Raw genomic sequence first — 25,511 nt, forward strand, 5'->3', positions numbered from 1 at the left:
CCGCCCCCCGGCTCGCCCCGGCCATGCGCGCCGTGCGCCGGCCCGACGCCCTGCCCGCCGCCGTGCCCAGCGCGGCCGGCACGACCCTGACCGCGGTCTCCACCCCGCGGGGCACCGGCGGCTACCGGCGGCTCGGTGCCGGCCCGGGCTGGCGGCGGGTGGTGCGGGAGGACCTGGCCGGGGCCGGGAGATCCCGGGCCGGCCGGCGCACCCCGCTCACCGCGTTCGTGCACTTCACCGATCTGCACGTGGTCGACGTGCAGCACCCGCTGCGGTACGAGTACCTGCGGGCGGCCAGTGACAGCGTGTGGCGGCCGCAGGAGGCGCTGTCGGTGGCCGGGGCGGTCGCCCTGATCGAGCGGGTCAACGCGCTGCGCGGCGGGCCGGTCACCGGCGCCCCGCTCGGCTTCGTGATGACCACCGGCGACAACACCGACAACAACTGCACCGCCGAGCTGGAGTGGTTCCTCACCGCGATGAGCGGCGGCCGCGTCTCCCCCAACACCGGCGACCCGCGCGGCTACGAGGGGGTGCAGGACAGTGGTCTGAAGCTGTTCTGGCAGCCCGGCGCGGACCTCCGCGACGCCTACAAGCAGGCCGGCTACCCGCGGCTGGAGGGCTATCTGGACGCCGCGATCCGGGAGGTCCACAGCCCCGGTCTGGCGCTGCCCTGGTACGGCACGGTCGGCAACCACGACGTGCTGCCCGGCGGCGCCTACGCGGGCGGCGACCCGTGGCTGGCGGAGTTCGCGGTCGGCGGACGGAAGCTGTTCGAGCTCCCGGCGAGCGTGGGCGCCGGTATCTGGGAGCGGCTGCGCAAGGGGCTCGACCCGCGGGCCGAGCTGGTCCAGGAGATCCTGCGCGCCCACACCCGGGACATGCGCAGCGTGACCCCCGACGAGCGCCGGGCGCCCTTCACCCGGAAGGAGTATGTGGCGGCCCACCTCGACCCCCGCTGGACCGGGCCCGGGCCGGCCGGCCACGGCTATACCGCGGCGAACGTCGCGGAGGACCGGCTCTACTACACCTTCCGGGTCTCCGACGACGTGGTGGGTGTCAGCCTGGACACCACCCGGCGTGGCGGGCACTACACGGGGGCCGTCGGCGCGGCCCAACTGCGCTGGCTGGAACGCCGGCTGGCCGAACACCGGGACGAGCACGTCCTGGTCTTCAGCCACCACACCTCCCGGACCACCCCGGACGGCGGCGCGGAGCTGACCGGTCTGCTCCGCCGCAACCCGCAGGTGGTGGCCTGGATCAACGGGCACAGCCACCGGAACGAGATCACTCCGCACGGCACCTTCTGGGAGGTCTCCACCGCCTCCCACATCGACTTCCCGCAGCTCGCCCGCACCATCGAGCTCACCGACAACGGCGACGGCACGCTCTCCCTCTTCACCACCCTCGTCGAGTCCGCCGCGCCGTACTCCGCCGACCACGACGACCTCTCGCAGACCGGGCTGGCCGCGCTCTACCGCGAGCTGGCCCACAACGCGCCCGGCCGCCGCCGTACGCTCGCGGGCGAGCCCGGCGACCGCAACACGGAGCTGCTGCTGCCCAAGCGGTGAGGCGGTGACCGTTCGGTGCAGACCTGCGGGACCGCCGCCGCGGACAGGCGACCGGAACGCCAAGATCCACTAACGTCCGCGGACATGTCCCCCCGCAACGCCGCCGTGGGCCCGGTGGCCGCCGTCGTCGTGCTCGCGCTCTCCGTCACCTCCTCCTCCGCCGCCGACCGCGGCCACGCGGGGACCCAGCGGGCGATGGACGCGCTGGTGGCGCAGGCGCGGGTCCCCGGCGTGCTGGGCCAGGCCGAGGACGGCGGAGGCATGTGGCACGGCGCCTCCGGCGTCGCGGACCGCTCGTCGGGACGGCCGCGGCTGGCGGGCGACCGCTTCCGGATCGGCAGCGTCACCAAGACCTTCGTCGCCACCGTGCTGCTCCAGCTCGAGGCGGAGGGCCGGCTGGACCTGGACGACCCGGTGGAGCGCTGGCTCCCCGGGAGGGTCCGCGGGAACGGGCACGACGGGCGCCGCATCACCGTGCGGGCGCTGCTCAACCACACCAGCGGGGTCGCCGACTTCACCGCCGATCCCGGCTACCGCCGGCTGCTCGGTCCCGGTTTCCTGCCGCACCGTTACGAGACGCACCGGCCCGGGGAGCTCGTACGCCGCGCGATGCGCCACCCGCCGCTCTTCCCGCCCGGCACGGGCTGGGCCTACTCGAACACCAACTACGTGCTCGCCGGGATGGTCGTGGAGGCGGTGACCGGGCGCGGCTACGCGGCGGAGATCGAGCGGCGGGTGCTGCGCCCGCTGGGACTCCGCCGTACCACGCTGCCGGGCACCTCCCCGGTCATCCGGGGGCGGCACGGGCGGGCGTACTCCGCGCTGCCCGGCGGCGGAACGGGGCGCCGGGCGGTCGATGTGACCCGGCTGGACCCCTCGCTGGCCGGCGCCGCCGGGGAGATGGTCTCCACCACCGGCGATCTGCTGGTCTTCCTCCGGGAGCTGCTGGGCGGGCGGCTGCTGCCGCCACGGCAGCTCGCGGCGATGACGGACACCGTGCCCACCGGCGGGCGGGCCCGCTTCGAGGGCTACGGGCTCGGGCTGTGGTCGCTGCGGCTGTCCTGCGGGACCCGGGTGTGGGGCCACGACGGGGACATCCACGGGTCCGGCACCACGGCGGTGACCACCCGGGACGGCACGCACACCGCGGTCTTCAACCGCAACGGCGACTGGGCAGCGGACCGGGACACCGAGCTGCTGGAGGCCGAGTACTGCCAGGGCCGGACAGGCCCTAGCGGGGCAGCGCCACCACGTACGCCGGCGGCTCCCGGTCGGCCGCGGCCATCAGCGCCGTGCGCACCACGGCGGCCTGCTGCGCCGGCGACGCGGACAGCTTCGCCGGGGTGAGGTGGACCACGGTGATGCCCAGCCGCTCCAGCGACTCGCGCCGGTGGGCGTACCGCCGCCACTCCGGGTCCTCGACCGCCCCGCCCGGACGGGCCGGGGCGCGGGAGTCGATCTCCACGGCCACCGCCTCCTGCGGCCAGTACGCGTCCACCCCGCCCAGCGGAGGGCCGCCGGGCAGCCGGAGTTCCACGTTCCAGCAGGGGTCGGGCAGACCCTCGGCGCGCACCAGGTCGTAGAGGCGGCCCTCGGCCCGGGCGCGGCTCTCCGCCAGCAGCGCCCCGACCGCCTCCGCCACGTCGGCCCGGCCGAGCAGCCCCGCCTCGTCGAGGGCCCGTACGACCGCGGCGGGCTCGCTGTGCCCGCCGCGCACCGCCTCGGTGAGCAGCCGCCGCGGCTCGACGGCGCGGTCCGGCCGGGCCAGCGCGTCGGCCAGCGCCCGGGGTACGGGAGCCACCGGCAGCCCGGCGGCCCCGGCGACCGTGGTGATCGTGGCGACCTCGTGGGGTTCCGGCAGCGTACGGGTGCGCAGGATGCGGACGCCGCCGACCGAGCGCAGCCGCCGGGTGCGCGGCACCAGCACGTCGATGGGGTCGAGCGCGGGCAGCGGCGGGGTGGCGGCGAAGCCGCGGAGGGCGAGCGCGGCCAGGCCGGTGAGCACGGCCTCCGGGCCAGGCGCCTGCCCGGGCCCGCCGGGCGCCTGCCCGGCGCAGCCCTGAGCGGGGAGCGTGTGCCGCCGTTCCGCGTAGAGCAGCGCGGCGTGCAGCCGGTCCTCGCTGGTGGGCGGTCCCGGGTGGAGCAGGAAGACCCCCGGCAGCAGCATCTGCCAGGGGCCTCCGGGGCGGCAGCGCTCGTCGGCCTCCGCGGCGGAGACGCCGTGCGCGCGCAGCGCCCGGGCGGTCAGCACCCGCGGGCGGGCGTCGGTGAGGTGGCTGAGCGGGCGGGGGGAGAGGGGGGCGTCGTGCGTCATGATCCCGCGATTCCCGCCGCCCTCGGCCGGGCTAACCGCTGTGACACGGCTGTCGACGAACCCGGACAAGCCCGTCCTAAAGTACGGATGTTCGACGGCCGATCAGTCTCACCCGTACGGCCCCGGCCGGTGCCTCCGGCCGCCGTGGTCATCCGGCGGGCGGCCCCGCCGCGGAGCCGGCCCGGGCGTCGCACTCCTGGCCGCGCAGCGCGCGGGCCAGGTCGTCCCGCGCCTCCAGCACCAGCCGGCGCAGCGCGGGCGGCGCGTCCGGGTGCTCGGCCAGCCACGCGTCGGTGGCGTCCAGCGTCGCCCGGTCGCTCTGGAACGCGGGGAACAGGCCGCGGACCACCGACATCGCGATCTCGATCGAACGGGCCTTCCACACCCCCTCGATCACCTCGAAGTACCGCGGTGCGAACGGCGCCGTGAGCTGTCGCTGCCCGGGCTGCGCGAAACCGGCGAGGGTGGCGTCGACCAGGGCGTTCGACAGCCGGTCCGACTCCACCACGGACTCCCAGGCTCGCTCCTTGACCTCCGCCGACGGGCGGGCGGCCAGGCACCGCACCTGGTGCCGCTTGCCGGAGGCGGTGTCGTCCCGGTCCAGCTCGGCCGCCAGCTCCGGTGCCCCGGCCCGGCCGTGCGCGGCCAGCGGCTCCAGCAGCGCCCAGCGCAGCTCCTGGTCCACCTCCAGGCCCTCGATCCGCTCGGTGCCGGCCAGCAGGCCCTCCAGCAGCCGCAGCTCCTCCTCGCCGTCGGCGACGGCGGCGAAGAACCGCGCCCAGGCGAGCTGGTGGCCGCTGCCCGGCTCCGCCGCCCGCAGCAGGCGCAGCGCCCCCTCGCCCAGCAGCCGCCCGGCCTCCTCCCGGTGCCCGGGGGCGGTGTAGTGCACCAGCGCCGAGCGGGCCCAGGCGTGCAGCATCTGGAGCACGCCGACATCGCTCTCGTCCCCGGCGAAGCGCAGCACCAGGGCGAGGAAGTCGCGGGCCGGCAGCAGCGCGTCCCGGGTCAGGTTCCACAGTGCCGACCAGCACAGCGCCCTCGCCAGCGGGTCGGTCATCGCGCCCAGATGGGCGCGGAGCGTGGCCAGTGACCCGTCGTCGAGGCGGATCTTGCAGTACGTCAGGTCCTCGTCGTTCAGCAGGATCAGCTCGGGCCGCTCCGCCCCGGCCAGCTCCGGCACCACGGTGCGGGCGCCGCGCACGTCGGTCTCCGCCCGGGCGTACCGGGTCAGCGCGCCGCTCCCGTCCCGCCGGTAGAGGCCGACGGCGATCCGGTGCGGGCGCAGTACCGGGTGCTCCGCGGGCGCCTCCTGCACCACGGCCAGCTCGGCGAGCCGGCCGTCGGCGCCGTAGCGGGCCTCGGGTGTGAGCGCGTTCACCCCCGCGGTCTGCAGCCAGGCGCGGGACCACTCGGCCATGTCCCGGCCCGAGGTCTCCGCCAGCACCGACAGCAGGTCCTCCAGCCGGGTGTTGCCCCAGGCGTGCCGCTGGAAGTAGCGCCGCGCGCCTTCCAGGAAGGCGTCCCGGCCGACGTAGGCGACGAGCTGCTTCAGCACCGAGGCGCCCTTGGCGTAGGTGATGCCGTCGAAGTTGAGCTTGGCGTCCTCCAGGTCCCGGATGTCGGCGGTGACCGGGTGGGTGGAGGGGAGCTGGTCCGCGCGGTACGCCCAGGACTTGCGCCGGTTGGCGAAGGTGATCCAGCCGTCCCGGAAGCGGGTGGACTCCACCAGCGAGAGGGCGCCCATGAAGTCGGCGAAGGACTCCTTCAGCCACAGGTCGTCCCACCACTCCATGGTGACCAGGTCGCCGAACCACATGTGGGCCATCTCGTGCAGGATGACGTTGGCCCGGCCCTCGTAGGAGGCCTCGGTCACCTTCCCGCGGAAGACGAACTCCTCCCGGAAGGTCACGCAGCCGGGGTTCTCCATGGCGCCCAGGTTGTACTCGGGGACGAACGCCTGGTCGTACTTCCCGAAGGGGTAGGGGAAGTCGAAGTGGTCGTGGAAGAAATCCAGGCCCTGCTTGGTGATCCGGAAGACGTCGTCGGCGTCGAAGTGCTTGGCCAGGCCCTTGCGGCAGAGGGCGCCCAGCGGGATCTCCAGCGTGCCGCCGTCCGGCAGCGTCCGCCGGTAGTGGTCCGTGACGTGGTGGTACGGACCGGCCACCACGGCGGTGATGTAGGTGGAGATCGGCTGGGTGGGCCGGAACCGCCACACCGCCGCACCGTCGGCCAGCGACTCCTCCGCGCCGTCCTGGGCGGCGTTGCTCAGCACCGTCCAGTGGGCGGGGGCGGTGACGGTGAAGGTGAAGGGCGCCTTCAGGTCGGGCTGCTCGAAGGTGGCGAACACCCGGCGGGCGTCGGCCGGCTCGTACTGGGTGTAGAGGTACGCCTCGCCGTCCTCCGGGTCCAGGAAGTGGTGCAGTCCCTCGCCGGTGCGGCTGTACGCGCAGCGGGCGTCCACCGTCAGCTCGTTCTCCGCGGCGAGTCCGGGCAGGGCGAGGCGGGAGCCGTCGAAGTCGGTGTCCGGGTTGAGCGGGCGGCCGTTCAGGGTGGCCGAGAGCACCTCCGGGGCGACCAGGTCCACGAAGGTGGCGGCGCCCGGCTCGGCGCAGCGGAAGCGGATCGTGGTGGTGGACCGGAAGGTGCGCACGCCGTCGGCCGGCGGCGCGTCGAGGGCGGAGCGCACGTCCAGCGCCACGTCGTACCCGTCCACGGCCAGCAGCCTCGCCCGCTGCCGCGCCTCGTCGCGGGTCAGATTCTCACCGGGCACGTCGTGACTCCCTTGTCTCGCATACCGAACACCGGACACCGGGGATCATCGCATGCGGCGGAAGCCCGCCACATCCGGGAATGGACACGGCCGGTGCACGGGTTGCCCGGGGTGACGACCGCACCGCCCGCTGCACGGGACGATCGAGGAGAGAAGGACACATGACGGACAAGACCCCGGTGGATTTCTGGTTCGACCCGAAATGTCCCTGGGCCTGGCTCACCTCCCGCTGGATGCTGGAAGTGGAGAAGGTGCGCGACGTGGAGGTCCGCTGGCACGTGATGAGCCTGGCGGTGCTCAACGAGGACAAGCTCGACGAGCTCCCCGCGGAGTACCGCGAGATGCTGGAGGCCGCCTGGGGCCCGGTGCGGGTGTGCATCGCCGCCGAGCAGAAGCACGGCAGCGAGGTGCTCGGCCCGCTGTACACCGCGCTGGGCACCCGCTTCCACAACGAGGGTGCCGAGCAGGACCACGCCACCCTGGTCGCGGCCCTGGAGGAGGCCGGGCTGCCGGCCGAGCTCGCGGACGCCGCCGGCTCGGACGCGTACGACGCCGAGCTCCGGGCCTCGCACCGGGAGGGCATCGAGAAGGTCGGCCAGGACGTCGGCACCCCGGTCATCGCGGTGCCCGGCGCGGACGGGGAGCAGATCGCCTTCTTCGGGCCCGTGGTCACCCCCGCGCCCAAGGGGGAGGCGGCGGCCCGGCTGTGGGACGGCACCCTGATGGTGGCCTCCACGCCCGGCTTCTACGAGATCAAGCGGACCCGCGCGGCAGCGCCGCAGTTCGACTGAGCGCCCGCGCCCACGATGCGGGACGGCCCCGGTGTGTCACGCCCACACCGGGGCCGCCCCCTTCCCCACTGCCCGGTGAACGGTGAGAAGACGATCACGAGGGCAGGGGTCGCGCACCCGACGGAGGGTGCCTGCTCTCAGGGCGCCAGCAGCAGGGTGTGCGCCCGCTCCTTCGCGGCGCGGTGGCGGGCGGCCACGTCCTGCCAGTTGACGACGCGCCACATGGCCTCGACGAAGTCCACCTTCTGGTTGCGGTACTGCAGGTAGAAGGCGTGCTCCCAGGCGTCGAAGACCAGGAGCGGCACCGAGCCCTGGCCGACGTTCCCCTGGTGGTCGTAGACCTGCTCGACGATCAGCCGGCCGCTGACCGGCTCGTATGCCAGTACGCCCCAGCCGGAGCCCTGGGTGGTCGCCGCAGCCCTGGAGAGCTGCGCGCGGAAGCGGGCGAAGCTGCCGAAGGACTCGGCGATGGCGTCCGCCAGCTCCCCGGTGCCGTCCTTCTCCAGCGGCTCGCCGCCGCCGTCACCGGTCATGTTCTGCCAGTAGATGCTGTGCAGGATGTGCCCGGAGAGGTGGAAGGCCAGGTTCTTCTGCAGGCCGTTGACGGAGCCCCACTGGTCCTTCGCGCGGGCCTCCTCGAGCTGCTCGAGGGTGTCGTTGGCCCCCTTCACGTACGCGGCGTGGTGCTTGTCGTGGTGCAGCTCGACGATCTCGCCGCTGATCACCGGCTCCAGCGCCGCGTAGTCGTACGGAAGCTCCGGCAGTGCGTAGGTCGCCATGCTTGTTTCCCTCCCGAGCTAATTGCAAATTACTTGCAAGAGGACGCTACCAGCAAGTGGGAGGACGGGCGCGGCACGTCGCACACGCCTGCGGGGCGGCCCCTCGGTGAGGGACCGCCCCGCGGTGGTGTGCGTGGGGAGGAGCGCCGGCGCCGGTTCAGCCGGATTCGGCGGACTCAGCCGGACGCAGCCGGACTCAGTCGGCCGCCGTGGAGTCGCCGGCCTCCTCCTCGTCGGCGGAGCCGGCGGGACGGTCCTCCCCGGCGGGCTCGGTGCCGTCCGCCGCGCGCCGGGACGCCGGCAACTTCTGGCGCACCAGGCCCGTGACCGCCAGCGCCAGCGTCAGCCCGCCGGTGAAGGCGAGCTGGGTGCGGGTGTCGCCCTCCCGCAGCATCAGCAGCAGCACGCCGGCCATGCCCGCCAGCGCGAGCCAGGTGAGGACCGGGTAGGCCCACATCCGCACCACCAGCCGGTCCGGGGCCTCACGCTCCAGCCGGCGCCGGGTCAGGAGCTGGGACACGGCGATGAAGCCCCACACCACCAGCACGGCGGCGCCGACCATGTTCAGCAGCCAGGTGAAGACGGTCTCCGGCCACCAGTAGCTCAGCAGTACGGCGAAGAAGCCGAAGGCGGAGGAGGCCAGCACGGCGCGGCGCGGCACGCCCCCGGAGACCTTGCCCAGCAGGGCCGGGCCCTCGCCGCGTGCCACCAGCGAGTAGGACATCCGGGAGGCGCCGTAGATGTTGGCGTTCATCGCGGACAGCAGCGCCACCAGCACGACGACGTTCATCACCTCGGCCGCGGCCGGGATGCCCAGGGTGTCCAGCGCCGCCGCGTAGGGGCCGGAGGCCACGTCCTTCGCGTCCCACGGCACCAGGGTGACGATCACGGCCATCGAGCCGACGTAGAAGACCCCGATCCGCCACATGGCCGTGCGGACCGCCTTGGCGACGCCGCGCACCGGGTTCTCCGACTCGGCGGCGGCGATGGTGACCGTCTCCAGCCCGCCGTAGGCGAAGACGGAGGCGAGCAGTCCGACGATCAGGCCCTCGGTGCCGTTGGGCAGGAAACCGCCGCGGCCGGTGAGGTTGTCCGTCCCCGGGGCGTCCGTGCCGGGCAGCAGCCCCAGGATCGCCAGCACCCCCAGGACCAGGAACGCCGTGATCGCGGCGACCTTGAGCGCGGCGAACCAGAACTCGTACTCGCCGAAGTTCCGCACCTGGGCGAGGTTGGTGCCGCAGAAGACCAGCATGAAGAGGGCGACCCACATCCACGGCTCGGTGCCGGGCAGCCAGCCCGTCATGATCTCGGCGGCACCGATGCCCTCGGCGGCGATCGCCACGCAGAGCAGGATCCAGAAGATCCAGCCCGAGGTGAAGCCCGCCCACGGGCCGATGGCCCGCTCGGCGTGCACGGAGAAGGAGCCCGAGGAGGGGTACGCCGCCGACATCTCGCCGAGCATGCGCATCACCAGCATCACCAGCAGCCCGGAGGCCGCGAACGCCAGCACGATGGACGGACCGGCGGCCGCGATCCCGGCACCGGAGCCGACGAAGAGACCCGCACCGATGACGCCGCCGAGCGCGATCATGGACAGATGGCGCTGCTTGAGGCCGTGACCGAGGTGGCCGTCGCCGGCGGGGGGCGCGCCGGCCGCGTCTCCGGCCGGAGTCTGTTCCGTAGCGGTCATGAGGGGGGAGCCCGTTCCTTGGTGCGTTGGGGGGTGTGCGGGGGGACGGAAGGGGACAGCGGAGCTGATCATTCCAACCGGGACAGTCTCCGCAGACTCTCCCGGGACTTCAATAGCCGGTGATCACGTTCCATCATCCGGACACGTTCTTCACACTCCGCAGTCACCCGGCACTGTACGGACCCCACCGGCGCCCGCGGGCCGCGGTGTCACCAACGTCACGCGGGTGGAGCCCCCGGTGTGGGCTAGCGTCGAACAGTCCGTTCATCCGTGCCTACGTACCGGAGTTCTCCCCGTCATGAGCAGTACCGCCACCACCGTCCGCCCCGGAGCCGTCCTCGCCGACGCCCTGCCGGCCACCACCGCCGGCCGCGCCCGGGCCCGCGACGCCGCCCTCGTGCTCGGCGGCGCCGCGCTGACCGGCCTCGCCGCGCAGCTCTCGGTGCCGGTGCCCGGCTCCCCCGTGCCCGTCACCGGGCAGACCTTCGCCGCGCTGCTCGTCGGCACCTCGCTGGGCGCCCGGCGCGGCTTCCTGTCCCTGGCGGTCTACGCGGTCGCCGGGGTGGCCGGCGTGCCGTGGTTCTCCGAGGGCGCGTCGGGCGCCGCGATGCCCTCGTTCGGCTACATCCTCGGCATGCTGCTGGCCGCCACGGTCACCGGTGCCCTGGCCCGCCGCGGCGGGGACCGCGGCGCACTGCGCACCGCCGGGACGATGGCCGCCGGCACGGCGGTGATCTACGCCGTCGGCGTGCCCTACCTGGCCCTGGCCACCGGGATGACGGCCGGTGAGGCCCTCGCCGCCGGACTGGTGCCGTTCCTGATCGGCGACGCCCTCAAGGCCGCCCTGGCCATGGCCGCGCTCCCGGCCGCCTGGCGTCTCACCGGCCGCCGCTGACCCCTGCCCGGCCACCGGCGGCGCGGGGCGGCCCGCGCCGCCGGCGGCTCACGGCGCGTGGCTAGACTGCGCGCATGCGCGTCTACCTCGGCTCCGATCACGCGGGCTACGAACTCAAGAACCACCTGGTCGCCTGGCTGGAGGCCGCGGGCCACGAGCCCGTCGACTGCGGGCCGCACCTCTACGACGCCCAGGACGACTACCCGCCCTTCTGCCTGCGTGCCGCCGAGCGCACGGCCGCCGACACCGAGTCCCTCGGCATCGTCATCGGCGGCTCCGGCAACGGCGAGCAGATGGCCGCCAACAAGGTCAAGGGCGTCCGCTGCGCCCTGGTCTGGAGCCGGGAGACCGCCTCCCTCGCCCGCGAGCACAACAACGCCAACGTGGTGAGCATCGGCGCCCGGATGCACACCACCGGCGAGGCGGAGACGTATCTGCAGACCTTCCTCGACACCCCCTTCTCCGGGGACGAGCGGCACGTCCGGCGCATCGACATGCTCGCCGCGTACGAGATCACCGGGAAGCTGCCGCCCGTCCCGCCGCACCACCCCCAGCAGGACGACTGACCGGCGTTCCCTCCGCCGCACCGGCCGCCGCGCCCCGCCCGCGGCGTGTCCCGGCCGGCTCACCCCGTACGACTGAGGAAGCATGCCCGAGGGGCACACCATCCACCGCCTCGCCGCGGACTGCGCCCGCGCCTTCGCCGGCGCCGCCCCGCGCGCCACCAGCCCGCAGGGCAAGTTCTCCGACGGAGCCGCCCTGCTGGACGGACAGCCGATGACGGGCGCCGACGCGCACGGCAAGCACCTCTTCCTCGCCTTCGGCGGCACCGGCCGGGTCCACATCCACCTGGGCCTGTACGGCACCTTCCGCTTCGGCACCGGCCCGGCCCCCGCACCGGTCGGGCAGGTACGGCTGCGCCTGGCCACCCCGGAGACCTACGCCGACCTGCGCGGCCCCACCCGCTGCGAACTGCTCACCGACGACGAGGTGAGGGCCGTCGCCGCCCGGCTCGGCCCCGACCCGCTCCGTGCCGACGCCGACCCGGAGCGCGCCTGGGCCCGGATCTCCCGCAGCAGAACGCCCGTCGCGGCGCTGCTGATGGACCAGAAGGTCGTCGCCGGCGTGGGTAACGTCTACCGCGCGGAGGTGCTCTTCCGGCACGGCATCGACCCGTACCGGCCGGGCCGGGAACTCGCCCGGCACGAGTGGGACGCCCTCTGGGCCGACCTGGCCGCCCTGATGCGGGAGGGCGTCCGGCTGGGCCGGATCGACACCGTCAGGCCCGAGCACACCCCCGAGGTGATGGGCCGCCCGCCGCGGGTGGACGACCACGGGGGTGAGGTGTACGTCTACCGGCGTGCCGCACAACCGTGCCACATCTGTGGCGGCGAGATCCGCACCGCCGATCTCGCCGCCCGCAACCTCTTCTGGTGCCCCGGCTGCCAGAGCCGTTGACGCGGCCCGCCCTCCGCTCCGCGCCCGGGCGCGGAGCTCCGCGCGTCCGGTGCCGGCGACGCAGCCGTGCGTCCCGGCAACGCTCCGGAACACCGGGTGGTGGCCGGAACGCTCAGAAGCCGTGCGGCAGCCAGGGCGCCACCTCGCCGCGGAACGCCACCGCGGTCTCCGTCAGCGCCCCCGGCCGCAGCTCCCGCACCCGGCCGGCCGCCGCCAGCGCCGAGAGCGAGGTGCCGCCCAGAAAGGCCGCGGCCAGCTCCCGCACCGAGAGCGCCAGCTCCGCTTCGTCCCGGGTCCGTTCACAGGAGGCGCCGCCCGGACCGCCGGAGAGCCGCCAGCGCCCCTCGTTCCACGGGCAGAAGGGGTCCGACACCTCCAGCACCACGTCCACGGGGGCGGCATAGGCCCGCGCCGACAGCGCCGCGCCGACGTCGACCAGTCGCAGATGGAGGCCGTCGCGCACCCGGACCTCGCAGCGCCGCACGTCCGGGACGAGATGCAGCAACGGGTCGTCCACCGGGCGGTTGCCGATCCGCAGCCGGGAGGTCAGGTCCAGCCCGAAGAGATAGTCGTAGAGCGCGCCGTGTGCGGCGGGGTCCAGCGCCTCCAGGTCCCGCAGCAGCACCTCGCCGGCCGGGCTGCCCGCGGCGTCCCAGTCCGGGCGCACCGCATACCGCACATACCCGCGTAGTTCACCGTCCCGCTCAGCCAGGGCGCAGTACATCGGCGAGGCCCCCTCCCGGGAGGACTCGGGGTCGTGCACCGGGACCCGCTCCCACCCCGGGCGCCGCTCCAGCATGCCCGGGCGCAGCGGCACCCGGCGGGCGTACAACTCCTCGCAGGCGCGCCGCACCTCCGGGGCGAGAGGGTCCACCAGACGGATCCGCAGCGCGTCCGCGCCCTGCGGCAGGACCGGCCGCATCACCGCGGTGTCCACCCGCGCGGTGAGCTGCTCGGCCGCCACGCCGTACCCGAACCGCCCGTAGATCACCGGCTCCGAGGCCGTCAGCACGGCGAGCGGCTCGCCCCAGGAACGCACGTCGTCGAGCTGCCGGCGCATCATCGCCCGCAGGATCCCGCGCCGCCGGTGCGTCGGCTTCACACTCACCATCGTCACCCCGGCCGTGGGCACCGCCGCGCCGCCCGGCACGGTCATACGGAAGCTGAACGCCCCCGCCGTGCCGACCGCCTCGGAGCCGTCCCAGGCGCCGATCGAGCGCGCCGGCTCACACAGCGCACGCCACTTGTCCCGCTCCTCCGGGGCCTGGAGCGCCCCGCCGAACGCCGTCCCCAGCACGCCGAACCACGCGTCAAGGTCGGACCGGTGCAGCACACGCAGATCGAGGGTCATGCGGCATGCCTATCAAGTGCGCCACGCGCACGCGAATGCTTTTCGTGCGCCCCGCCGAACCTCCGTACGGGACTCCGGGAATCGACGCGCCACCGGCGGGATCGCTAAGGTCCCAGGCCATGAGGGCACGTCGCACGGGTGGCACACCCTTGGCACCGGCGGCCTGGTGGCTCCGGGCGCAGAAGTCCTGGCACCGGGCCCGGACCGGGGTGCGCCGCTCCGCCGTGGACTACTTCCGCGGCGGGGGCTCCGACTGGCTCGCCCTCACCGCACTGCTGCTCAGCGTCCCGGCGCTCACCGTCGCCACCGTGGTGCAACCGCTCTGGGCCGCGCCCGAGTCCCTGGTGCTCCCCATCCTCGCGGGCGGGCTGCTGCTGCGGCCCGCCAGCCTGCTGGCGCTCTACACCGCCGCGGGGGTGGCCCTGATGGTGGAGGCGGCGCTGCTGGACCCGTGGCCGAACGGAGAGGGACGCATCACACCCGGCACCATTCTCACGGTCGCCGCCGTGGGGCTCTCCGGGCTGCTCGTCGCGCAGTTCCGCAGCCGGGTCGGCGTGCCCTGGCGGCGTGGCGGCACCATGCTCTTCGACCTGCGCGAACGCATCCGGGTGCAGAGCAAGCTGCCGCCCCTGCCGCCCGGCTGGCACCGCGAGATGGCGCTGCGCCCGGCAGGCGGCCAGTCCTTCTCCGGCGACTTCGTCATAGCCGCCCGCACCGGGCCGGGCGGGCGGATCCTGGAGGTCGTGCTGACCGACGTCTCCGGCAAGGGGATGGACGCGGGCTCCCGGGCGCTGCTGCTCTCCGGTGCCTTCGGGGGCCTGCTCGGCAGCCTGCCGCCGCACGCCTTCCTCCCGGCAGCCAACGGCTATCTGCTCCGCCAGGACTGGGAGGAGGGCTTCGCCACCTCGGTGCACCTCGTGCTGGACCTGGACTCCGGCGACTACGAGCTCTACTCGGCCGGGCACGTGCCCGCGCTCCAGCGGGGCGCCGGCTCGGGCGAGTGGGAGGAGAAGGCCGCCGAGGGGCCGCTGCTCGGCGTCTACGACGGTGCCGCCTTCGACCCGGTGAAGGGCACCCTGCGCCCCGGTGACGTGCTGATGCTCTTCACCGACGGCCTGGTCGAGACCCCGGAGCGGGAACTCGGCGACGGCATGGACCGGCTCACCGGCGAGGCGGACCGCTTCGTGCTGGGCGGCTTCCACGGCGCGGCCTGGCACCTGATCGAGGCCGTCGCCAGGGACGTCAACGACGACCGCGCGCTGCTGGTGATCTCCCGGGACTAGCCGGTGCGCCCGGTGGGCACGGCGGGCGCACCGGCGCTAGCCGCAGGACCCACGGCCCGCGGTGTCCCGTTCCCGTACGGCGTGCACGCCCTCCGGGCCGCCGTGGCCGTCGGGTGCGCCCTCCCTCCCGGCGGGTGCGGGCCGCGGGCCGGCGCCCGCGGGGGCGCCGGTGCGGGCACGGTCTTCCGGGTCCGGACGGAAGAACCAGTCCATCCTGGGCTCCATCGCGAACCGGAACAGCCGCTGCACCGGCGCGGTGCACAGCGCGGTCATCATCACCGCCGCCAGGAGCGTGACGGCCACCCGGCTCAGCGGGTGGTCGACCCACGCCATCTCGTACCAGCCGAACTCCCGCGAGGCCTTGATGGGGTAGACGTGCAGCAGATACGCGTACAGCGTCCCGGCGCCCAGCGCCGTGAACCAGCGCTGCCGCCGCGGCACCCAGGCGAAGAAGCAGGCGGTGAGGACCAGGGCGCAGCCGAACAGCGCCAGGTACATCGTCCCGCCCACCCAGGACGGCACGCCCATCTCGGAGGCGGGACGGGTGTGCAGGAACCAGTTCTTGTCCATGCGCGGGACCGCCCAGTAGGCGAAGAGCAGCGCCGCGGCCCCGACCGGCACCGCGGCGATCCGCAGGGCCCGGCTCCTGACCTGCTCGAAGTGGACCGGCCGGAGCTGGAGCCCGAGCACGAAGAACGGCAGGAACTGCAGCACCCGCATGAGGTTCAGGTCGCCGCTGATGTTCTCGGTGACGCCGGCCGCCAGGCCGATGGCCAGGGCGACGGGCAGCGGCCAGCGCATCCGCTGCCAGAGCGGGGTGGTCAGCCGCCAGATGAAGAGCGCGACGAGGAACCAGAGCGCGAACCCCGGCCGGTGGAGGCTGAAGTCCCGGTCCGGGTTGTCGGCCCAGCGCATGAAGAAGGTGTAGGTGATCTCGAAGATCAGGTACGGGACCGCGATGCCGGTGATCAGCCGCTTGATCTGCCCGGGCCTGCCGGTGAAGCTGCGGGACAGATAGCCGGAGATGAGGATGAACGCCGGCATGTGGAAGGTGTAGACGACGTAGTACAGCGCCTCCGCCGTCCGGCTCTCGCTGCGCAGCGGCTCCCATGCGTGCCCGAGCCCCACCAGCAGGATCGTCAGGTACTTGGCGTTGTCGAAGAAGGGATCGCGTTGCTTCGCCCCGGACCCGCCGCCGCGCGGGGCCGGCGGCTCCGCGGATGTGGGGGGAGACTGCGACGTGGGGGTGTCCGGGCGGGCCGGCGGGAGCGGGGCCCGCTCATAACGAGCGTGCAACATCTGCCGCACCATAGCGTTCGCCCGGGGATAACGAAAATTCCTGCTCGGAGATTGCGCGGATCACCGGACGGGCGTCCGCGGGAATGTGGAGAACTCGCGGGAGGGCCTCCCCTGAACGACCTTCCGGGTGACCGTTTTGGTGAGGAATGACGGGCTTCGCGGTCCCTGTTGTGCCGTCCGTACGACGCCCGTGGCCCTCCTGTGGGCGGCCTGTGAAAGATCCCCGGAATTCCTCGGGGTGTGTTCCGGGCCACTCCGGGAATGACCCTTCCGAGGCAATCGGCGAATCCGCTGGCGAATTGACGGGGTGCCGATTCCCGAGCGGTCCCGGCGACCGTTCTGCGCCGTTCTCCCCGGGGTGGCCGACCGGTGTGATGTGGCCCGATCGCGCGTCACCCGGCTCCAACGGGCGCGGAGTTGGTGGCACGATGGTGCCGACGGGGAGCGGGGCGGCTTCCCTGCCGGGTGAGGTGCGACGACCAAGGGTGTGATCGGTGTGGAGCTTTCGCTGTCCGTGGTGCTGCTGCTGGCCATCGTCCTGGTGGTGATGATCAGAGGCGGCTCCATAAAGCCGGGCCCCGCCATCGTCGCGGCGCTCTTCGGCTTCTTCCTCGCAGCGAGCGGGATGGCGCCCTCCATCAACCGCTTCCTGGAGTCCGTGCTGCGCACGATCAACGACATCAGCATCTGACAGGCCGCAGGGCCCGCCCCGCGGAAGGGGACGGGCCCTGCGGCCGTCGGAGAGCGGGCGACGGGAATCGAACCCGCGTAGCTGGTTTGGAAGACCAGGGCTCTACCATTGAGCTACGCCCGCATGTACGCCGCGCACGGCGCATCAGGCCCGGCGCTCGCACCCGCCGTGACCGGCCCGTCACGGATGCCGGGCCGGCGTGGGAGGCCGAAGCCGGGAGCGTGCCGCCGGCCGGACGTCACGCTCGTCCGACCGCATGATACGGCCGTGGCCTGCCGTCCGCCGTGTTCACTGCGGCACGGTCTGCATCGTACGGCATGTACGCTACGTGTCGCACCGGCGGGGTGTGGCGCAGCTTGGTAGCGCGTCCGCTTTGGGAGCGGAAGGTCGTCGGTTCGAATCCGGCCACCCCGACCACGTACCATGGAACAACGTGCGTGCCTGTGTCGTGTCCGCATTTCCGTGTCGCATACGGGGCGCCCCTACACGAACACTTTCAGCAGACCCCAGCAGTCAGCCCCAAGGAGACCGACCGTGAAGAGCGCCGTGGAGACCCTGAACCCCACCCGGGTTCGGCTCACTGTCGAGGTGCCCTTCGAGGAGCTCAAGACCAGCCTCGACGCGGCGTACAAGAAGATCAACCAGCAGGTCACGGTGCCCGGCTTCCGCAAGGGCAAGGTCCCGGCCCGGGTGATCGACCAGCGCTTCGGCCGCGGTGCGGTGCTGGAGGAGGCCGTCAACGACGCGCTTCCGAAGCTCTACCAGTCCGCCGTCGAGGAGGGCGAGCTCAACCCGCTCGGCCAGCCCGAGGTCGACATCACCGAGCTCAAGGACAACGAGCTGCTGGCCTTCACCGCCGAGGTGGACGTACGCCCCGCCATCGAGATCCCGGACTACTCCGGCATCGAGGTCACCGTCGAGGCCGCCGAGGTCTCCGAGGAGGACGTCGACAAGGCCGTGGAGCAGCTCCGGGAGCGCTTCGCCTCCACCACCGTGGTGGAGCGTCCGGCCGCCGAGGGTGACGTCGTGAAGCTCGACCTGGAGGCCAAGGTCGACGGCGAGGTCCTGGAGGACGGCGTCGCCCAGGGGGTGGACTACACCATCGGCTCCGGCGAGCTGCTGGACGGCATCGACGAGGCGGTCACCGGCCTGGAGGCCGGCGGCTCCACCACCTTCACCTCCGAGCTCAAGGGCGGCTCCGCGGCCGGCCGGGAGGCCGAGGTCAAGGTCGACGTCCAGACCGTCTCCACCCGGGAGCTGCCCGAGCTGGACGACGACTTCGCCCAGCTCGCCAGCGAGTTCGACACGCTGGAGGAGATGCGCGAGGACAGCCGCAAGCGGCTCGCCCAGTCCAAGAAGTACGAGCAGGCCACCGAGGCGCAGGAGAAGGTGCTCGACGAGCTGATCAAGCTGGTCGAGATCCCCGTCCCGGAGAAGCTGCTCGAGGACGAGGTCAACACCCGCAAGCACAACCTGGTCAACCACCAGCTCTCGCAGATGGGCATCGACCTCGCCACCTACCTCAAGATGCAGGACAAGTCCGAGGAGGACTTCGACGCCGAGCTCAAGGAGCAGGCGGAGAAGGGCATCCGGACGCAGTTCGTCCTCGACGAGCTGGTCAACAAGGAGAAGCTCAACGTCAGCCAGGAGGAGCTCACCGAGCACCTGATGCGCCGTGCGCAGTCCTCCGGCATGAGCCCCGACCAGTTCGCCCAGGCCGTCGTCGAGGGCGGCCAGGTGCCGATGCTCGTCGGCGAGGTCGCCCGCGGCAAGGCGCTCGCGGTGGTCGTCGAGGCGGCCACCGTGAAGGACACCAACGGCGAGGTCGTCGAGCTCGACGAGGAGGACGAGACCGCCGAGACGGTGACCGCGGAGGGCGGCGAGGCCGAGGCCGCGGAGCAGCCCGCCGAGGGCGCCGAGGCGACGGCGGACGAGAAGCCCGAGAAGTCCGAGGGCTGACCCCTCGCACGCCCCGCACACCCCGTGGCCGGGCCCGGACGCCGTGCGTCCGGGCCCGTCGCACCTCCCGGGCCGGTCCCGCCGGCCCGGGCCGCCCCGCCCGGTGGCGGGACCGCCCCTGCGCGGACGGTTTCCACCCGGTCGGCGGGGCACCCGAACGGCGGACCCCGCGGTGGTCTCCCGCCCCGTCCGCACCGGGCACCGTCGCTGACCGGGCGGGACGCCCGCGCGCGGAGCCCATGCGCTCACAGCGAACAGTTCCGGATGCGGGATGGCGCCCGCCGACCAGCGCGTTAGGGTCCATAGATACGAGGGCAGGCGTGCCCCCGGACCCGCCCGCCCCGCACGACGGGCGGCCGGCCCGGAGCGCGCCCGGGCCCGTAAGACGACGCAGTGACGGCCTCGCCGAGTCGCAGCCGTCCGGATACGAGCAGGTGGACACGTGACGCTTCCGATGCCTTCTGCCGCCGCTGAGCCCAACTTCGGTGGTGGTCTCGGCGACCAGGTCTACAACCGACTGCTCAACGAGCGGATCATCTTCCTCGGCCAGCCGGTCGACGACGAGATCGCCAACCGGATCACCGCCCAGCTCCTGCTCCTCGCGGCCGACCCGGACAAGGACATCTACCTCTACATCAACAGCCCCGGCGGCTCCATCCCGGCCGGCATGGCGATCTACGACACCATGCAGTACATCAAGAACGACGTGGTGACCATCGCCATGGGGCTCGCGGCCTCCATGGGCCAGTTCCTGCTGAGCGCGGGCACGCAGGGCAAGCGCTTCGCCCTGCCGAACGCCGAGATCCTCATCCACCAGCCCTCCGCGGGACTCGCCGGCTCCGCCTCGGACATCAAGATCCACGCCGAGCAGCTGCTCCGGACCAAGCGGAAGATGGCGGAGCTCTCGGCCCTGCACACCGGCCAGACCGTCGAGCAGTGGACCCGGGACGCCGACCGCGACCGCTGGTTCACCGCCCAGGAGGCCAAGGACTACGGCCTGATCGACGAGGTGTACGGCTCCGCGGCCCAGGTTCCGGGCGGCGGCGGTACGGGCGCGTGAGCCCCGCCGAGTCCGCAGCCACCGACCGCAGCCACATCCTCACCAGGAGTACACTCCGATGACCAGCCTTCCCGGTACTTCCCAGGCGCGCTACGACGGGCCGTCGCCCGACGCCCGCTACGTCGTCCCCCGCTTCGTGGAGCGCACCTCCCAGGGCGTGCGCGAGTACGACCCGTACGCCAAGCTCTTCGAGGAGCGGGTGATCTTCCTCGGGGTGCAGATCGACGACGCCTCGGCCAACGACGTCATGGCCCAGCTCCTCTGCCTGGAGTCGATGGACCCGGACCGTGACATCTCGGTCTACATCAACAGCCCCGGCGGGTCCTTCACGGCGCTCACCGCCATCTACGACACGATGCAGTTCGTGAAGCCCGACATCCAGACGGTCTGCATGGGCCAGGCGGCCTCCGCCGCGGCCGTGCTGCTGGCGGCCGGCACTCCCGGCAAGCGGATGGCGCTGCCGAACGCGCGCATCCTCATCCACCAGCCGTACACCGAGACCGGGCGGGGCCAGGTCTCCGACCTGGAGATCGCGGCCAAGGAGGTCCAGCGGATGCGGACCCAGCTCGAGGAGCTGCTGGCCAAGCACTCCACCAAGGAGGTGGAGCAGATCCGCGACGACATCGAGCGGGACAAGATCCTCACCGCCGAGGAGTCCCTCGAGTACGGGCTGATCGACCAGATCGTCTCCACCCGCAAGACCTCCGTGGGGATGACGGTCTGAATTCCCATGCCCCCCTTGGGCCTCAGTCGGTCCAAGGGGGGCCCAATTCGGCGGCCCGGCAAGGTACCGTCGGAGTGCACGTACCTCGGTCCGCCGGAGCCGGCGGATCCCAGGCGAAGGGGAAGCACCTCGTGGCACGCATCGGTGATGGCGGCGATCTGCTCAAGTGCTCGTTCTGCGGCAAGAGCCAGAAGCAGGTGAAGAAGCTCATCGCGGGGCCAGGTGTCTATATCTGCGACGAGTGCATCGACCTCTGCAACGAGATCATCGAGGAGGAGCTCGCCGAGTCCTCCGAGGTGCGCTGGGACGACCTGCCCAAGCCGCGGGAGATCTACGAGTTCCTCGAGGGGTACGTGGTCGGCCAGGAGGCCGCCAAGAAGGCCCTCTCGGTCGCGGTCTACAACCACTACAAGCGCGTCCAGGCGGGTGAGAACGGCAGCGCCCAGGGCCGGGACGACGGCATCGAACTGGCCAAGTCGAACATCCTGCTGCTCGGCCCCACCGGCTCCGGCAAGACCCTGCTGGCCCAGACGCTCGCCCGGATGCTGAACGTCCCCTTCGCCATCGCGGACGCCACCGCGCTGACCGAGGCGGGCTATGTGGGTGAGGACGTCGAGAACATCCTGCTCAAGCTGATCCAGGCGGCCGACTACGACGTGAAGAAGGCCGAGACCGGGATCATCTACATCGACGAGATCGACAAGGTCGCCCGGAAGAGCGAGAACCCGTCGATCACCCGCGACGTCTCCGGCGAGGGCGTGCAGCAGGCACTGCTGAAGATCCTGGAGGGCACCACCGCCTCCGTGCCGCCGCAGGGCGGCAGAAAGCACCCGCACCAGGAGTTCATCCAGATCGACACGACGAACGTGCTGTTCATCGTGGGCGGGGCGTTCGCCGGACTGGAGAAGATCATCGAGTCCCGGGCGGGCGCCAAGGGCATCGGGTTCGGTGCGGACATCCGCTCCAAGCGGGAGCTGGAGGCGCGGAACCAGTTCGAGGACGTGATGCCCGAGGACCTGGTGAAGTTCGGGATGATCCCGGAGTTCATCGGCCGGCTGCCGGTCCTCACCAGCGTGCACAACCTCGACCGCGAGGCGCTGCTGCAGATCCTGCTGGAACCGCGCAACGCCCTGGTGAAGCAGTATCAGCGACTGTTCGAACTGGACGGCGTCGAGCTGGACTTCGACCGGCCCGCCCTGGAGGCCATCGCGGACCAGGCCATTCTGCGCGGCACCGGGGCGCGCGGTCTGCGGGCCATCATGGAGGAGGTCCTGATGTCGGTGATGTACGAGGTCCCGTCCCGCAAGGACGTGGAGCGCGTCGTCATCACCGAGGAGGTCGTTCACTCGAACGTCAATCCGACACTGGTGCCGCGGCACCGGGGCACCGACCGGGAGCGCCACGAGAAGTCGGCCTGACCCGCACCCGTACGCAACGAAGGGGGCGCCCGGCGATATGCCGGGCGCCCCCTTCGTGTGCCTTCCGGCGCCGCGGGGCGGCGCTGTGCCTTCCGGCGCCGCGGGGCGGCGCTGTGCCTTCCGGCGCCGCGGGGCGGCGCCGGGAAAGGCACGGGTGGAGGTGTCAGCCGACCTTCACCCGGGTGTCCTGCCGCACCTTGGCCGTGGTGACGGCCGCGTCCTCCAGGGACATGCCCCCGCCGGTCAGCGCCGAGGCCACGTCGGTGACGCCCACCCACGCCAGGGTGCTGTGGTCGGCCCACATGCAGATCGGCAGGGTGAACTCCTTCACCGGCGTGTCCGAGCTCGCCGGCGGGGTGAACTTGGCCGTCTGACACTTCATCACGGCGCCGTCGAGCTCCTCGGGGCTCTGCTCCTCGGGATCGCCCACCAGCTCCGCCTTGCCGCCGTTGTCCGTCTCCGGATCTTCGGCCGCCTCCTGGGCGATCTTGGCGAAGGCGGCGTCCAGCACGGCCTCCGGGTCCTCGATCTCGCCCCAGACGCCGGAGAAGTTGAGATGCTTCGCGGTGGCGGCCTCGCCGGCCTGGTAGGTCGCGCCGGCCTTCTCCGGGTTCTGGACGCCGAACCCCTCCAGCTCCCGGAGGTCCTCGTCCGTCATGTCGTCCTCGTCGGAGCCCGGCTGCTTCTCGTACTCCCCGGCGACGGTGTCCTGGGCGACCAGCTTGTGCGGGCCGTCGTCGGCGATGTCCGGACCGCCGCCCCCGCTGGTGAAGACCAGGACGCCGCCGATGACGGCGCCGACGGCGACGAGGGCGCCGGCGACGATGCCGATGGTCTTGCCCTTGCCGCCGCCGTTCTGCGGGGGCGCGGGCATGCCGGGCTGTCCGTAGGGCTGCTGGCCGTACGGCTGTTGTCCGTAGGGGCTCTGCCCGTAGGGCTGGCCGGGCTGGCCCGGCTGCTGCGGGTAGCCGTATCCCGGCTGGCCCGCGGGCTGCTGCTGCGGGTAGCCGTAGCCGGGCGCGCCGCCCGGCTGCTGAGGAGGCTGTCCGTAGGGCCCCGGCTGCGGGGGCTGCTGCCCGTAGGGTCCGGGCGGCGGCTGGTTGTGGCTCATGGTCCCCGTCACTACTCCTTGATCTCTTCGCGAGCGGCGTCGCGGATCTTCGCCGTCTCCTCGGCGAGCCGGCTCTGGTCCATCGGGTCGCCGTAGCTGCCTCCGCCGCCGGGCCCGGGCGGCGCACCGCGGTGCTGCACGATCCCGACGGCCGAACTGTCCGTCCAGATGCAGGTGGCGAAGGCGATGTCGATCGCCGTGCCCGCGATCTCCCCGGTCTGGCGCTTCGTCTCGCACGTCAGGGATGTGCCGTCGAAGCCGTCCGGGGAGTACTCCTGCCGCTCCGCCACCGTCTCGACGCGGTAGTCGTCGACGGTCTCGGCGCTCTCCTCCTGGCTCCGGTGGATCTCCTCCCAGAGCCGGTCGCTGGAGGCCCGGGGGTCGGCGACGTCGCCGTAGACCCCGTTGAGCAGGATGGTCTCCTTCTCGGTGTTCTGGTACGCGGCGCCGGCGCCGGTGCCGTTCTCGACACCGATCTTCTTCGCGTCCTCGTCGTCGGCGAGGTCCTGCTCGTCGGTGGGGCCGTCGGACCCCTTGGTGTACTCCCCGCCGAGCACCTCCTCCGGCGGCGCGATCCGGTACGGCGCCACCTCGCCACCACCGCCGTCACCCCCGCTGGTGAAGACCAGGACGCCGCCGATGACGGCGCCGACGGCGACGAGGGCGCCGGCGACGATGCCGATGGTCTTGCCCTTGCCGCCGCCGTTCTGCGGGGGCGCGGGCATGCCGGGTTGTCCGTAGGGCTGCTGGCCGTACGGCTGTTGTCCGTAGGGCTGTTGCCCGTAGGGCTGGCCGGGTTGCTGCGGGTAGCCGTATCCCGGCTGGCCCGCGGGCTGCTGCTGCGGGTAGCCGTAGCCGGGCTGGCCCGGCGCGCCGCCCTGCGGCTGCTGCGGGGGAGGGGCACCATAGGGACCGGGCTGGGGTCCGTACGGACCCGGTGGCGGCTGGCTGTGACTCATGGTGCGCTTCCCCTCCCGTTGAACATGTGCATGAACGCGCACCGCCATCCTGACGGACCGGGCGCCCCGGCGCTGCACCGGGGGCAGAACCGATTCCGGACCATGACATCTGAGACCGGACGGTGAGGGTCCGGTTCTCCGGGTGAGCCGGAGCGGAGGCCGGCATCCGGCGCCCGCCCGCCGCAGGGCAGGAGGACCTCCGTGGCTGTGCGCTGCGAACATCACATCGGGGCTTGACGCGAGCAGTTGGAACGCCAAGTATGGGAACTGATCAACGAACACGGTGGGCGTGCGACCGACGCTCCGAGTGAAGTAGTACCGGCTGCCGTGTCGGTGCTGCAAGGGGGAATGTGAGATGAAGACGGCTCTGCCATGCTCTTCGGGCGCTGCGGCGACGTGACCTCTCCGGACGCCGTGGATTCTTTCCCGCTCGTCTTCCTGCTGCGTACGTCCTGCCTTGTGGACTGTGCGGCCTGACCCGTAGCCGATACTTCTGCGGAAAACCGCTGCCTCTGTTCTCTGTCGTATCACAGGCTTCTTGCTGCCCTGACGCGCCCTGACCGAGGCGGTTTTCACTCGACATCTTGCTCTTCAAGGGGGAACTGCCATGGGTGCGGACCAATTCGACGGTGCGGTGGCGGTCGTCGGTATGGCGGGGCGTTTTCCGGGGGCGGCCGATGCGCGGTCGTTCTGGGAGAACGTGCGGAACGGTGTGGAGTCGGTGTCGTTCTTCTCGGAGGAGGAGCTCGAGGCGGAGGGGGTGTTGCCGGAGGTCTTCCGTCGTCCGGAGTATGTGCCGGCGAAGGCGGTGCTGGCGGACTGGGACCGGTTCGACGCGGATTTCTTCGATGTCAGTGCGCGGGAGGCGGAGCTGACGGATCCGCAGCAGCGGATCCTGCTGGAGACGGCGTGGGAGGCGCTGGAGGACGCGGGCTGTGCGCCCGGCCGGATGGAGGGGCGGGCCGGCATCTGGGCCGGAGCCTCTCCGTCCACCTACCTGCTCAGTCATCTCGCCGGCAACCCGGACGCGGCGCACCTGATCGCCGAGCTTCCGACACAGCTCGGCAACGGTGCGGACTTCCTGGCGACGCGGGTGGCGTACAAGCTGGGGCTGACGGGGCCCGCGATGACGGTGCAGACCGCGTGTTCCACCTCGCTGGTCGCCCTGCACCAGGCGTGCCAGGCGCTGCTCTGCGCCGAGTGCGACACGGCCCTGGCCGGTGGTGTGTCGGTGCAGATCCCCCAGCGCACCGGATATCTCTTCCAGAAGGGTGGCATCGCTTCCCGTGACGGGCACTGCCGGGCTTTCGACAACGAGGCCGCCGGTGTGGTGATGGGCAGTGGTGCGGGTGTGGTGGTGCTGAAGCGCTGGGAGGACGCGGTCGCCGCGG

At 72.5% G+C, this 25,511-nt stretch carries 21 protein-coding genes and 2 tRNA genes; 14 read left to right on the forward strand and 9 right to left on the reverse strand.

Annotated features, from left to right (window positions below; genetic code table 11):
• A partial coding sequence (locus HOY81_RS23650) for a TIGR03767 family metallophosphoesterase (protein WP_237322712.1) occupies positions 1–1,568 on the forward strand: 1,568 nt, incomplete at its 5' end.
• Positions 1,569–1,652: 84 nt separating this feature from the next.
• On the forward strand, positions 1,653–2,915 hold the full coding sequence (locus HOY81_RS23655; RefSeq protein WP_237322713.1) for a serine hydrolase: 1,263 nt from the start codon (positions 1,653–1,655) through the stop codon (positions 2,913–2,915).
• On the opposite strand, the gene HOY81_RS23660 is transcribed toward HOY81_RS23655, so the two are convergent.
• Positions 2,800–3,882 carry a hypothetical protein gene (locus HOY81_RS23660; RefSeq protein ID WP_237322714.1) on the reverse strand — a complete coding sequence of 361 codons (1,083 nt, stop codon included), beginning with the start codon at positions 3,880–3,882 and terminating at the stop codon, positions 2,800–2,802. The genes HOY81_RS23655 and HOY81_RS23660 overlap by 116 nt on opposite strands.
• A 148-nt stretch (positions 3,883–4,030) precedes the next feature.
• Positions 4,031–6,652, reverse strand: coding sequence for an aminopeptidase N (pepN, locus tag HOY81_RS23665; RefSeq protein ID WP_237322715.1), 2,622 nt, complete (start codon positions 6,650–6,652; stop codon positions 4,031–4,033).
• Positions 6,653–6,813: 161 nt separating this feature from the next.
• Between pepN and HOY81_RS23670 the strand changes: the two genes are divergently transcribed.
• Entirely contained in the window at positions 6,814–7,443 is a 630-nt protein-coding gene (locus tag HOY81_RS23670) for a DsbA family protein (protein WP_237322716.1), read from the forward strand.
• Between the two features lie 137 nt (positions 7,444–7,580).
• On the opposite strand, the gene HOY81_RS23675 is transcribed toward HOY81_RS23670, so the two are convergent.
• Both HOY81_RS23675 and HOY81_RS23680 read right to left on the reverse strand, forming a co-directional pair.
• Entirely contained in the window at positions 7,581–8,222 is a 642-nt protein-coding gene (locus HOY81_RS23675; RefSeq protein WP_237322717.1) for a superoxide dismutase, read from the reverse strand.
• A gap of 196 nt (positions 8,223–8,418) precedes the next feature.
• Positions 8,419–9,813: an amino acid permease gene (locus HOY81_RS23680; RefSeq protein WP_237322731.1), complete on the reverse strand. Its 1,395-nt coding sequence runs from the start codon at positions 9,811–9,813 to the stop codon at positions 8,419–8,421.
• A gap of 397 nt (positions 9,814–10,210) precedes the next feature.
• Between HOY81_RS23680 and HOY81_RS23685 the strand changes: the two genes are divergently transcribed.
• The 3 genes from HOY81_RS23685 (at position 10,211) to HOY81_RS23700 (ending at position 12,265) form a co-directional block, all read left to right on the forward strand.
• Complete coding sequence (locus HOY81_RS23685; RefSeq protein WP_237322718.1) at positions 10,211–10,807, forward strand: biotin transporter BioY; 597 nt, start codon at positions 10,211–10,213, stop codon at positions 10,805–10,807.
• A gap of 74 nt (positions 10,808–10,881) precedes the next feature.
• The gene (locus HOY81_RS23690; protein ID WP_237322719.1) at positions 10,882–11,373 is read left to right on the forward strand and encodes a ribose-5-phosphate isomerase; all 492 of its coding nucleotides are present in this window, start codon (positions 10,882–10,884) and stop codon (positions 11,371–11,373) included.
• A gap of 82 nt (positions 11,374–11,455) precedes the next feature.
• The gene (locus tag HOY81_RS23700; protein WP_237322720.1) at positions 11,456–12,265 is read left to right on the forward strand and encodes an Fpg/Nei family DNA glycosylase; all 810 of its coding nucleotides are present in this window, start codon (positions 11,456–11,458) and stop codon (positions 12,263–12,265) included.
• A 112-nt stretch (positions 12,266–12,377) separates the two neighbouring features.
• Here HOY81_RS23700 and HOY81_RS23705 read toward each other — a convergent pair whose 3' ends face one another.
• On the reverse strand, positions 12,378–13,616 hold the full coding sequence (locus tag HOY81_RS23705) for a GNAT family N-acetyltransferase (RefSeq protein ID WP_237322721.1): 1,239 nt from the start codon (positions 13,614–13,616) through the stop codon (positions 12,378–12,380).
• 119 nt (positions 13,617–13,735) lie between these two features.
• Between HOY81_RS23705 and HOY81_RS23710 the strand changes: the two genes are divergently transcribed.
• Positions 13,736–14,899, forward strand: coding sequence for a PP2C family protein-serine/threonine phosphatase (locus HOY81_RS23710; protein WP_237322722.1), 1,164 nt, complete (start codon positions 13,736–13,738; stop codon positions 14,897–14,899).
• A 36-nt stretch (positions 14,900–14,935) separates the two neighbouring features.
• On the opposite strand, the gene HOY81_RS23715 is transcribed toward HOY81_RS23710, so the two are convergent.
• On the reverse strand, positions 14,936–16,198 hold the full coding sequence (locus HOY81_RS23715; RefSeq protein WP_237322723.1) for an acyltransferase family protein: 1,263 nt from the start codon (positions 16,196–16,198) through the stop codon (positions 14,936–14,938).
• Positions 16,199–16,694: 496 nt separating this feature from the next.
• Here HOY81_RS23715 and HOY81_RS23720 point away from each other — a divergent pair, with 496 nt between their 5' ends.
• Positions 16,695–16,889 (forward strand): hypothetical protein, encoded by a 195-nt coding sequence (locus HOY81_RS23720; RefSeq protein WP_237322724.1) that lies wholly within the window; start codon positions 16,695–16,697, stop codon positions 16,887–16,889.
• A gap of 52 nt (positions 16,890–16,941) precedes the next feature.
• On the opposite strand, the gene HOY81_RS23725 is transcribed toward HOY81_RS23720, so the two are convergent.
• Positions 16,942–17,012: transfer RNA gene (locus tag HOY81_RS23725), tRNA-Gly, on the reverse strand.
• Between the two features lie 217 nt (positions 17,013–17,229).
• Here HOY81_RS23725 and HOY81_RS23730 point away from each other — a divergent pair.
• The 5 genes from HOY81_RS23730 to clpX all read left to right on the forward strand — a co-directional run bounded on the left by HOY81_RS23730 (position 17,230) and on the right by clpX (position 22,050).
• Positions 17,230–17,306 (forward strand) — tRNA-Pro (locus tag HOY81_RS23730).
• A gap of 117 nt (positions 17,307–17,423) precedes the next feature.
• On the forward strand, positions 17,424–18,848 hold the full coding sequence (gene tig, locus HOY81_RS23735; RefSeq protein ID WP_237322725.1) for a trigger factor: 1,425 nt from the start codon (positions 17,424–17,426) through the stop codon (positions 18,846–18,848).
• Between the two features lie 454 nt (positions 18,849–19,302).
• Complete coding sequence (locus tag HOY81_RS23740) at positions 19,303–19,908, forward strand: ATP-dependent Clp protease proteolytic subunit (protein ID WP_237322732.1); 606 nt, start codon at positions 19,303–19,305, stop codon at positions 19,906–19,908.
• A 58-nt stretch (positions 19,909–19,966) separates the two neighbouring features.
• Positions 19,967–20,632 carry an ATP-dependent Clp protease proteolytic subunit gene (locus tag HOY81_RS23745; RefSeq protein ID WP_237322726.1) on the forward strand — a complete coding sequence of 222 codons (666 nt, stop codon included), beginning with the start codon at positions 19,967–19,969 and terminating at the stop codon, positions 20,630–20,632.
• A 131-nt stretch (positions 20,633–20,763) separates the two neighbouring features.
• Positions 20,764–22,050, forward strand: coding sequence for an ATP-dependent Clp protease ATP-binding subunit ClpX (gene clpX, locus HOY81_RS23750; RefSeq protein ID WP_237322727.1), 1,287 nt, complete (start codon positions 20,764–20,766; stop codon positions 22,048–22,050).
• Positions 22,051–22,213: 163 nt separating this feature from the next.
• Here clpX and HOY81_RS23755 read toward each other — a convergent pair whose 3' ends face one another.
• Together HOY81_RS23755 and HOY81_RS23760 are read right to left on the reverse strand one after the other, a co-directional pair.
• Positions 22,214–23,161 carry a hypothetical protein gene (locus HOY81_RS23755; RefSeq protein WP_237322728.1) on the reverse strand — a complete coding sequence of 316 codons (948 nt, stop codon included), beginning with the start codon at positions 23,159–23,161 and terminating at the stop codon, positions 22,214–22,216.
• A gap of 11 nt (positions 23,162–23,172) precedes the next feature.
• Complete coding sequence (locus tag HOY81_RS23760; RefSeq protein ID WP_237322729.1) at positions 23,173–24,120, reverse strand: hypothetical protein; 948 nt, start codon at positions 24,118–24,120, stop codon at positions 23,173–23,175.
• A 607-nt stretch (positions 24,121–24,727) separates the two neighbouring features.
• On the opposite strand from HOY81_RS23760, the gene HOY81_RS23765 reads away from it, so the two are divergent.
• Positions 24,728–25,511 (forward strand): polyketide synthase (locus HOY81_RS23765; protein ID WP_237322730.1); only part of this gene is annotated, 784 nt, incomplete at its 3' end.

The sequence above is a fragment of the Streptomyces sp. JJ36 genome (assembly GCF_021696945.1).
In the GTDB taxonomy this organism is placed as follows: domain Bacteria; phylum Actinomycetota; class Actinomycetes; order Streptomycetales; family Streptomycetaceae; genus Streptomyces.

Excerpts from the sequence above, each read along its gene's own strand:
- HOY81_RS23655 (WP_237322713.1), top strand. The coding sequence starts at position 1,653 with ATGTCCCCCCGCAACGCCGCCGTGGGCCCGGTGGCCGCCGTCGTCGTG.
- HOY81_RS23660 (WP_237322714.1), bottom strand. The coding sequence starts at position 3,882 with ATGACGCACGACGCCCCCCTCTCCCCCCGCCCGCTCAGCCACCTCACC.
- HOY81_RS23670 (WP_237322716.1), top strand. The coding sequence starts at position 6,814 with ATGACGGACAAGACCCCGGTGGATTTCTGGTTCGACCCGAAATGTCCC.
- HOY81_RS23675 (WP_237322717.1), bottom strand. The coding sequence starts at position 8,222 with ATGGCGACCTACGCACTGCCGGAGCTTCCGTACGACTACGCGGCGCTG.
- HOY81_RS23680 (WP_237322731.1), bottom strand. The coding sequence starts at position 9,813 with ATGATCGCGCTCGGCGGCGTCATCGGTGCGGGTCTCTTCGTCGGCTCC.
- HOY81_RS23685 (WP_237322718.1), top strand. The coding sequence starts at position 10,211 with ATGAGCAGTACCGCCACCACCGTCCGCCCCGGAGCCGTCCTCGCCGAC.
- HOY81_RS23690 (WP_237322719.1), top strand. The coding sequence starts at position 10,882 with ATGCGCGTCTACCTCGGCTCCGATCACGCGGGCTACGAACTCAAGAAC.
- HOY81_RS23700 (WP_237322720.1), top strand. The coding sequence starts at position 11,456 with ATGCCCGAGGGGCACACCATCCACCGCCTCGCCGCGGACTGCGCCCGC.
- HOY81_RS23705 (WP_237322721.1), bottom strand. The coding sequence starts at position 13,616 with ATGACCCTCGATCTGCGTGTGCTGCACCGGTCCGACCTTGACGCGTGG.
- HOY81_RS23710 (WP_237322722.1), top strand. The coding sequence starts at position 13,736 with ATGAGGGCACGTCGCACGGGTGGCACACCCTTGGCACCGGCGGCCTGG.
- HOY81_RS23715 (WP_237322723.1), bottom strand. The coding sequence starts at position 16,198 with ATGTTGCACGCTCGTTATGAGCGGGCCCCGCTCCCGCCGGCCCGCCCG.
- HOY81_RS23740 (WP_237322732.1), top strand. The coding sequence starts at position 19,303 with ATGCCTTCTGCCGCCGCTGAGCCCAACTTCGGTGGTGGTCTCGGCGAC.
- HOY81_RS23745 (WP_237322726.1), top strand. The coding sequence starts at position 19,967 with ATGACCAGCCTTCCCGGTACTTCCCAGGCGCGCTACGACGGGCCGTCG.
- HOY81_RS23755 (WP_237322728.1), bottom strand. The coding sequence starts at position 23,161 with ATGAGCCACAACCAGCCGCCGCCCGGACCCTACGGGCAGCAGCCCCCG.
- HOY81_RS23760 (WP_237322729.1), bottom strand. The coding sequence starts at position 24,120 with ATGAGTCACAGCCAGCCGCCACCGGGTCCGTACGGACCCCAGCCCGGT.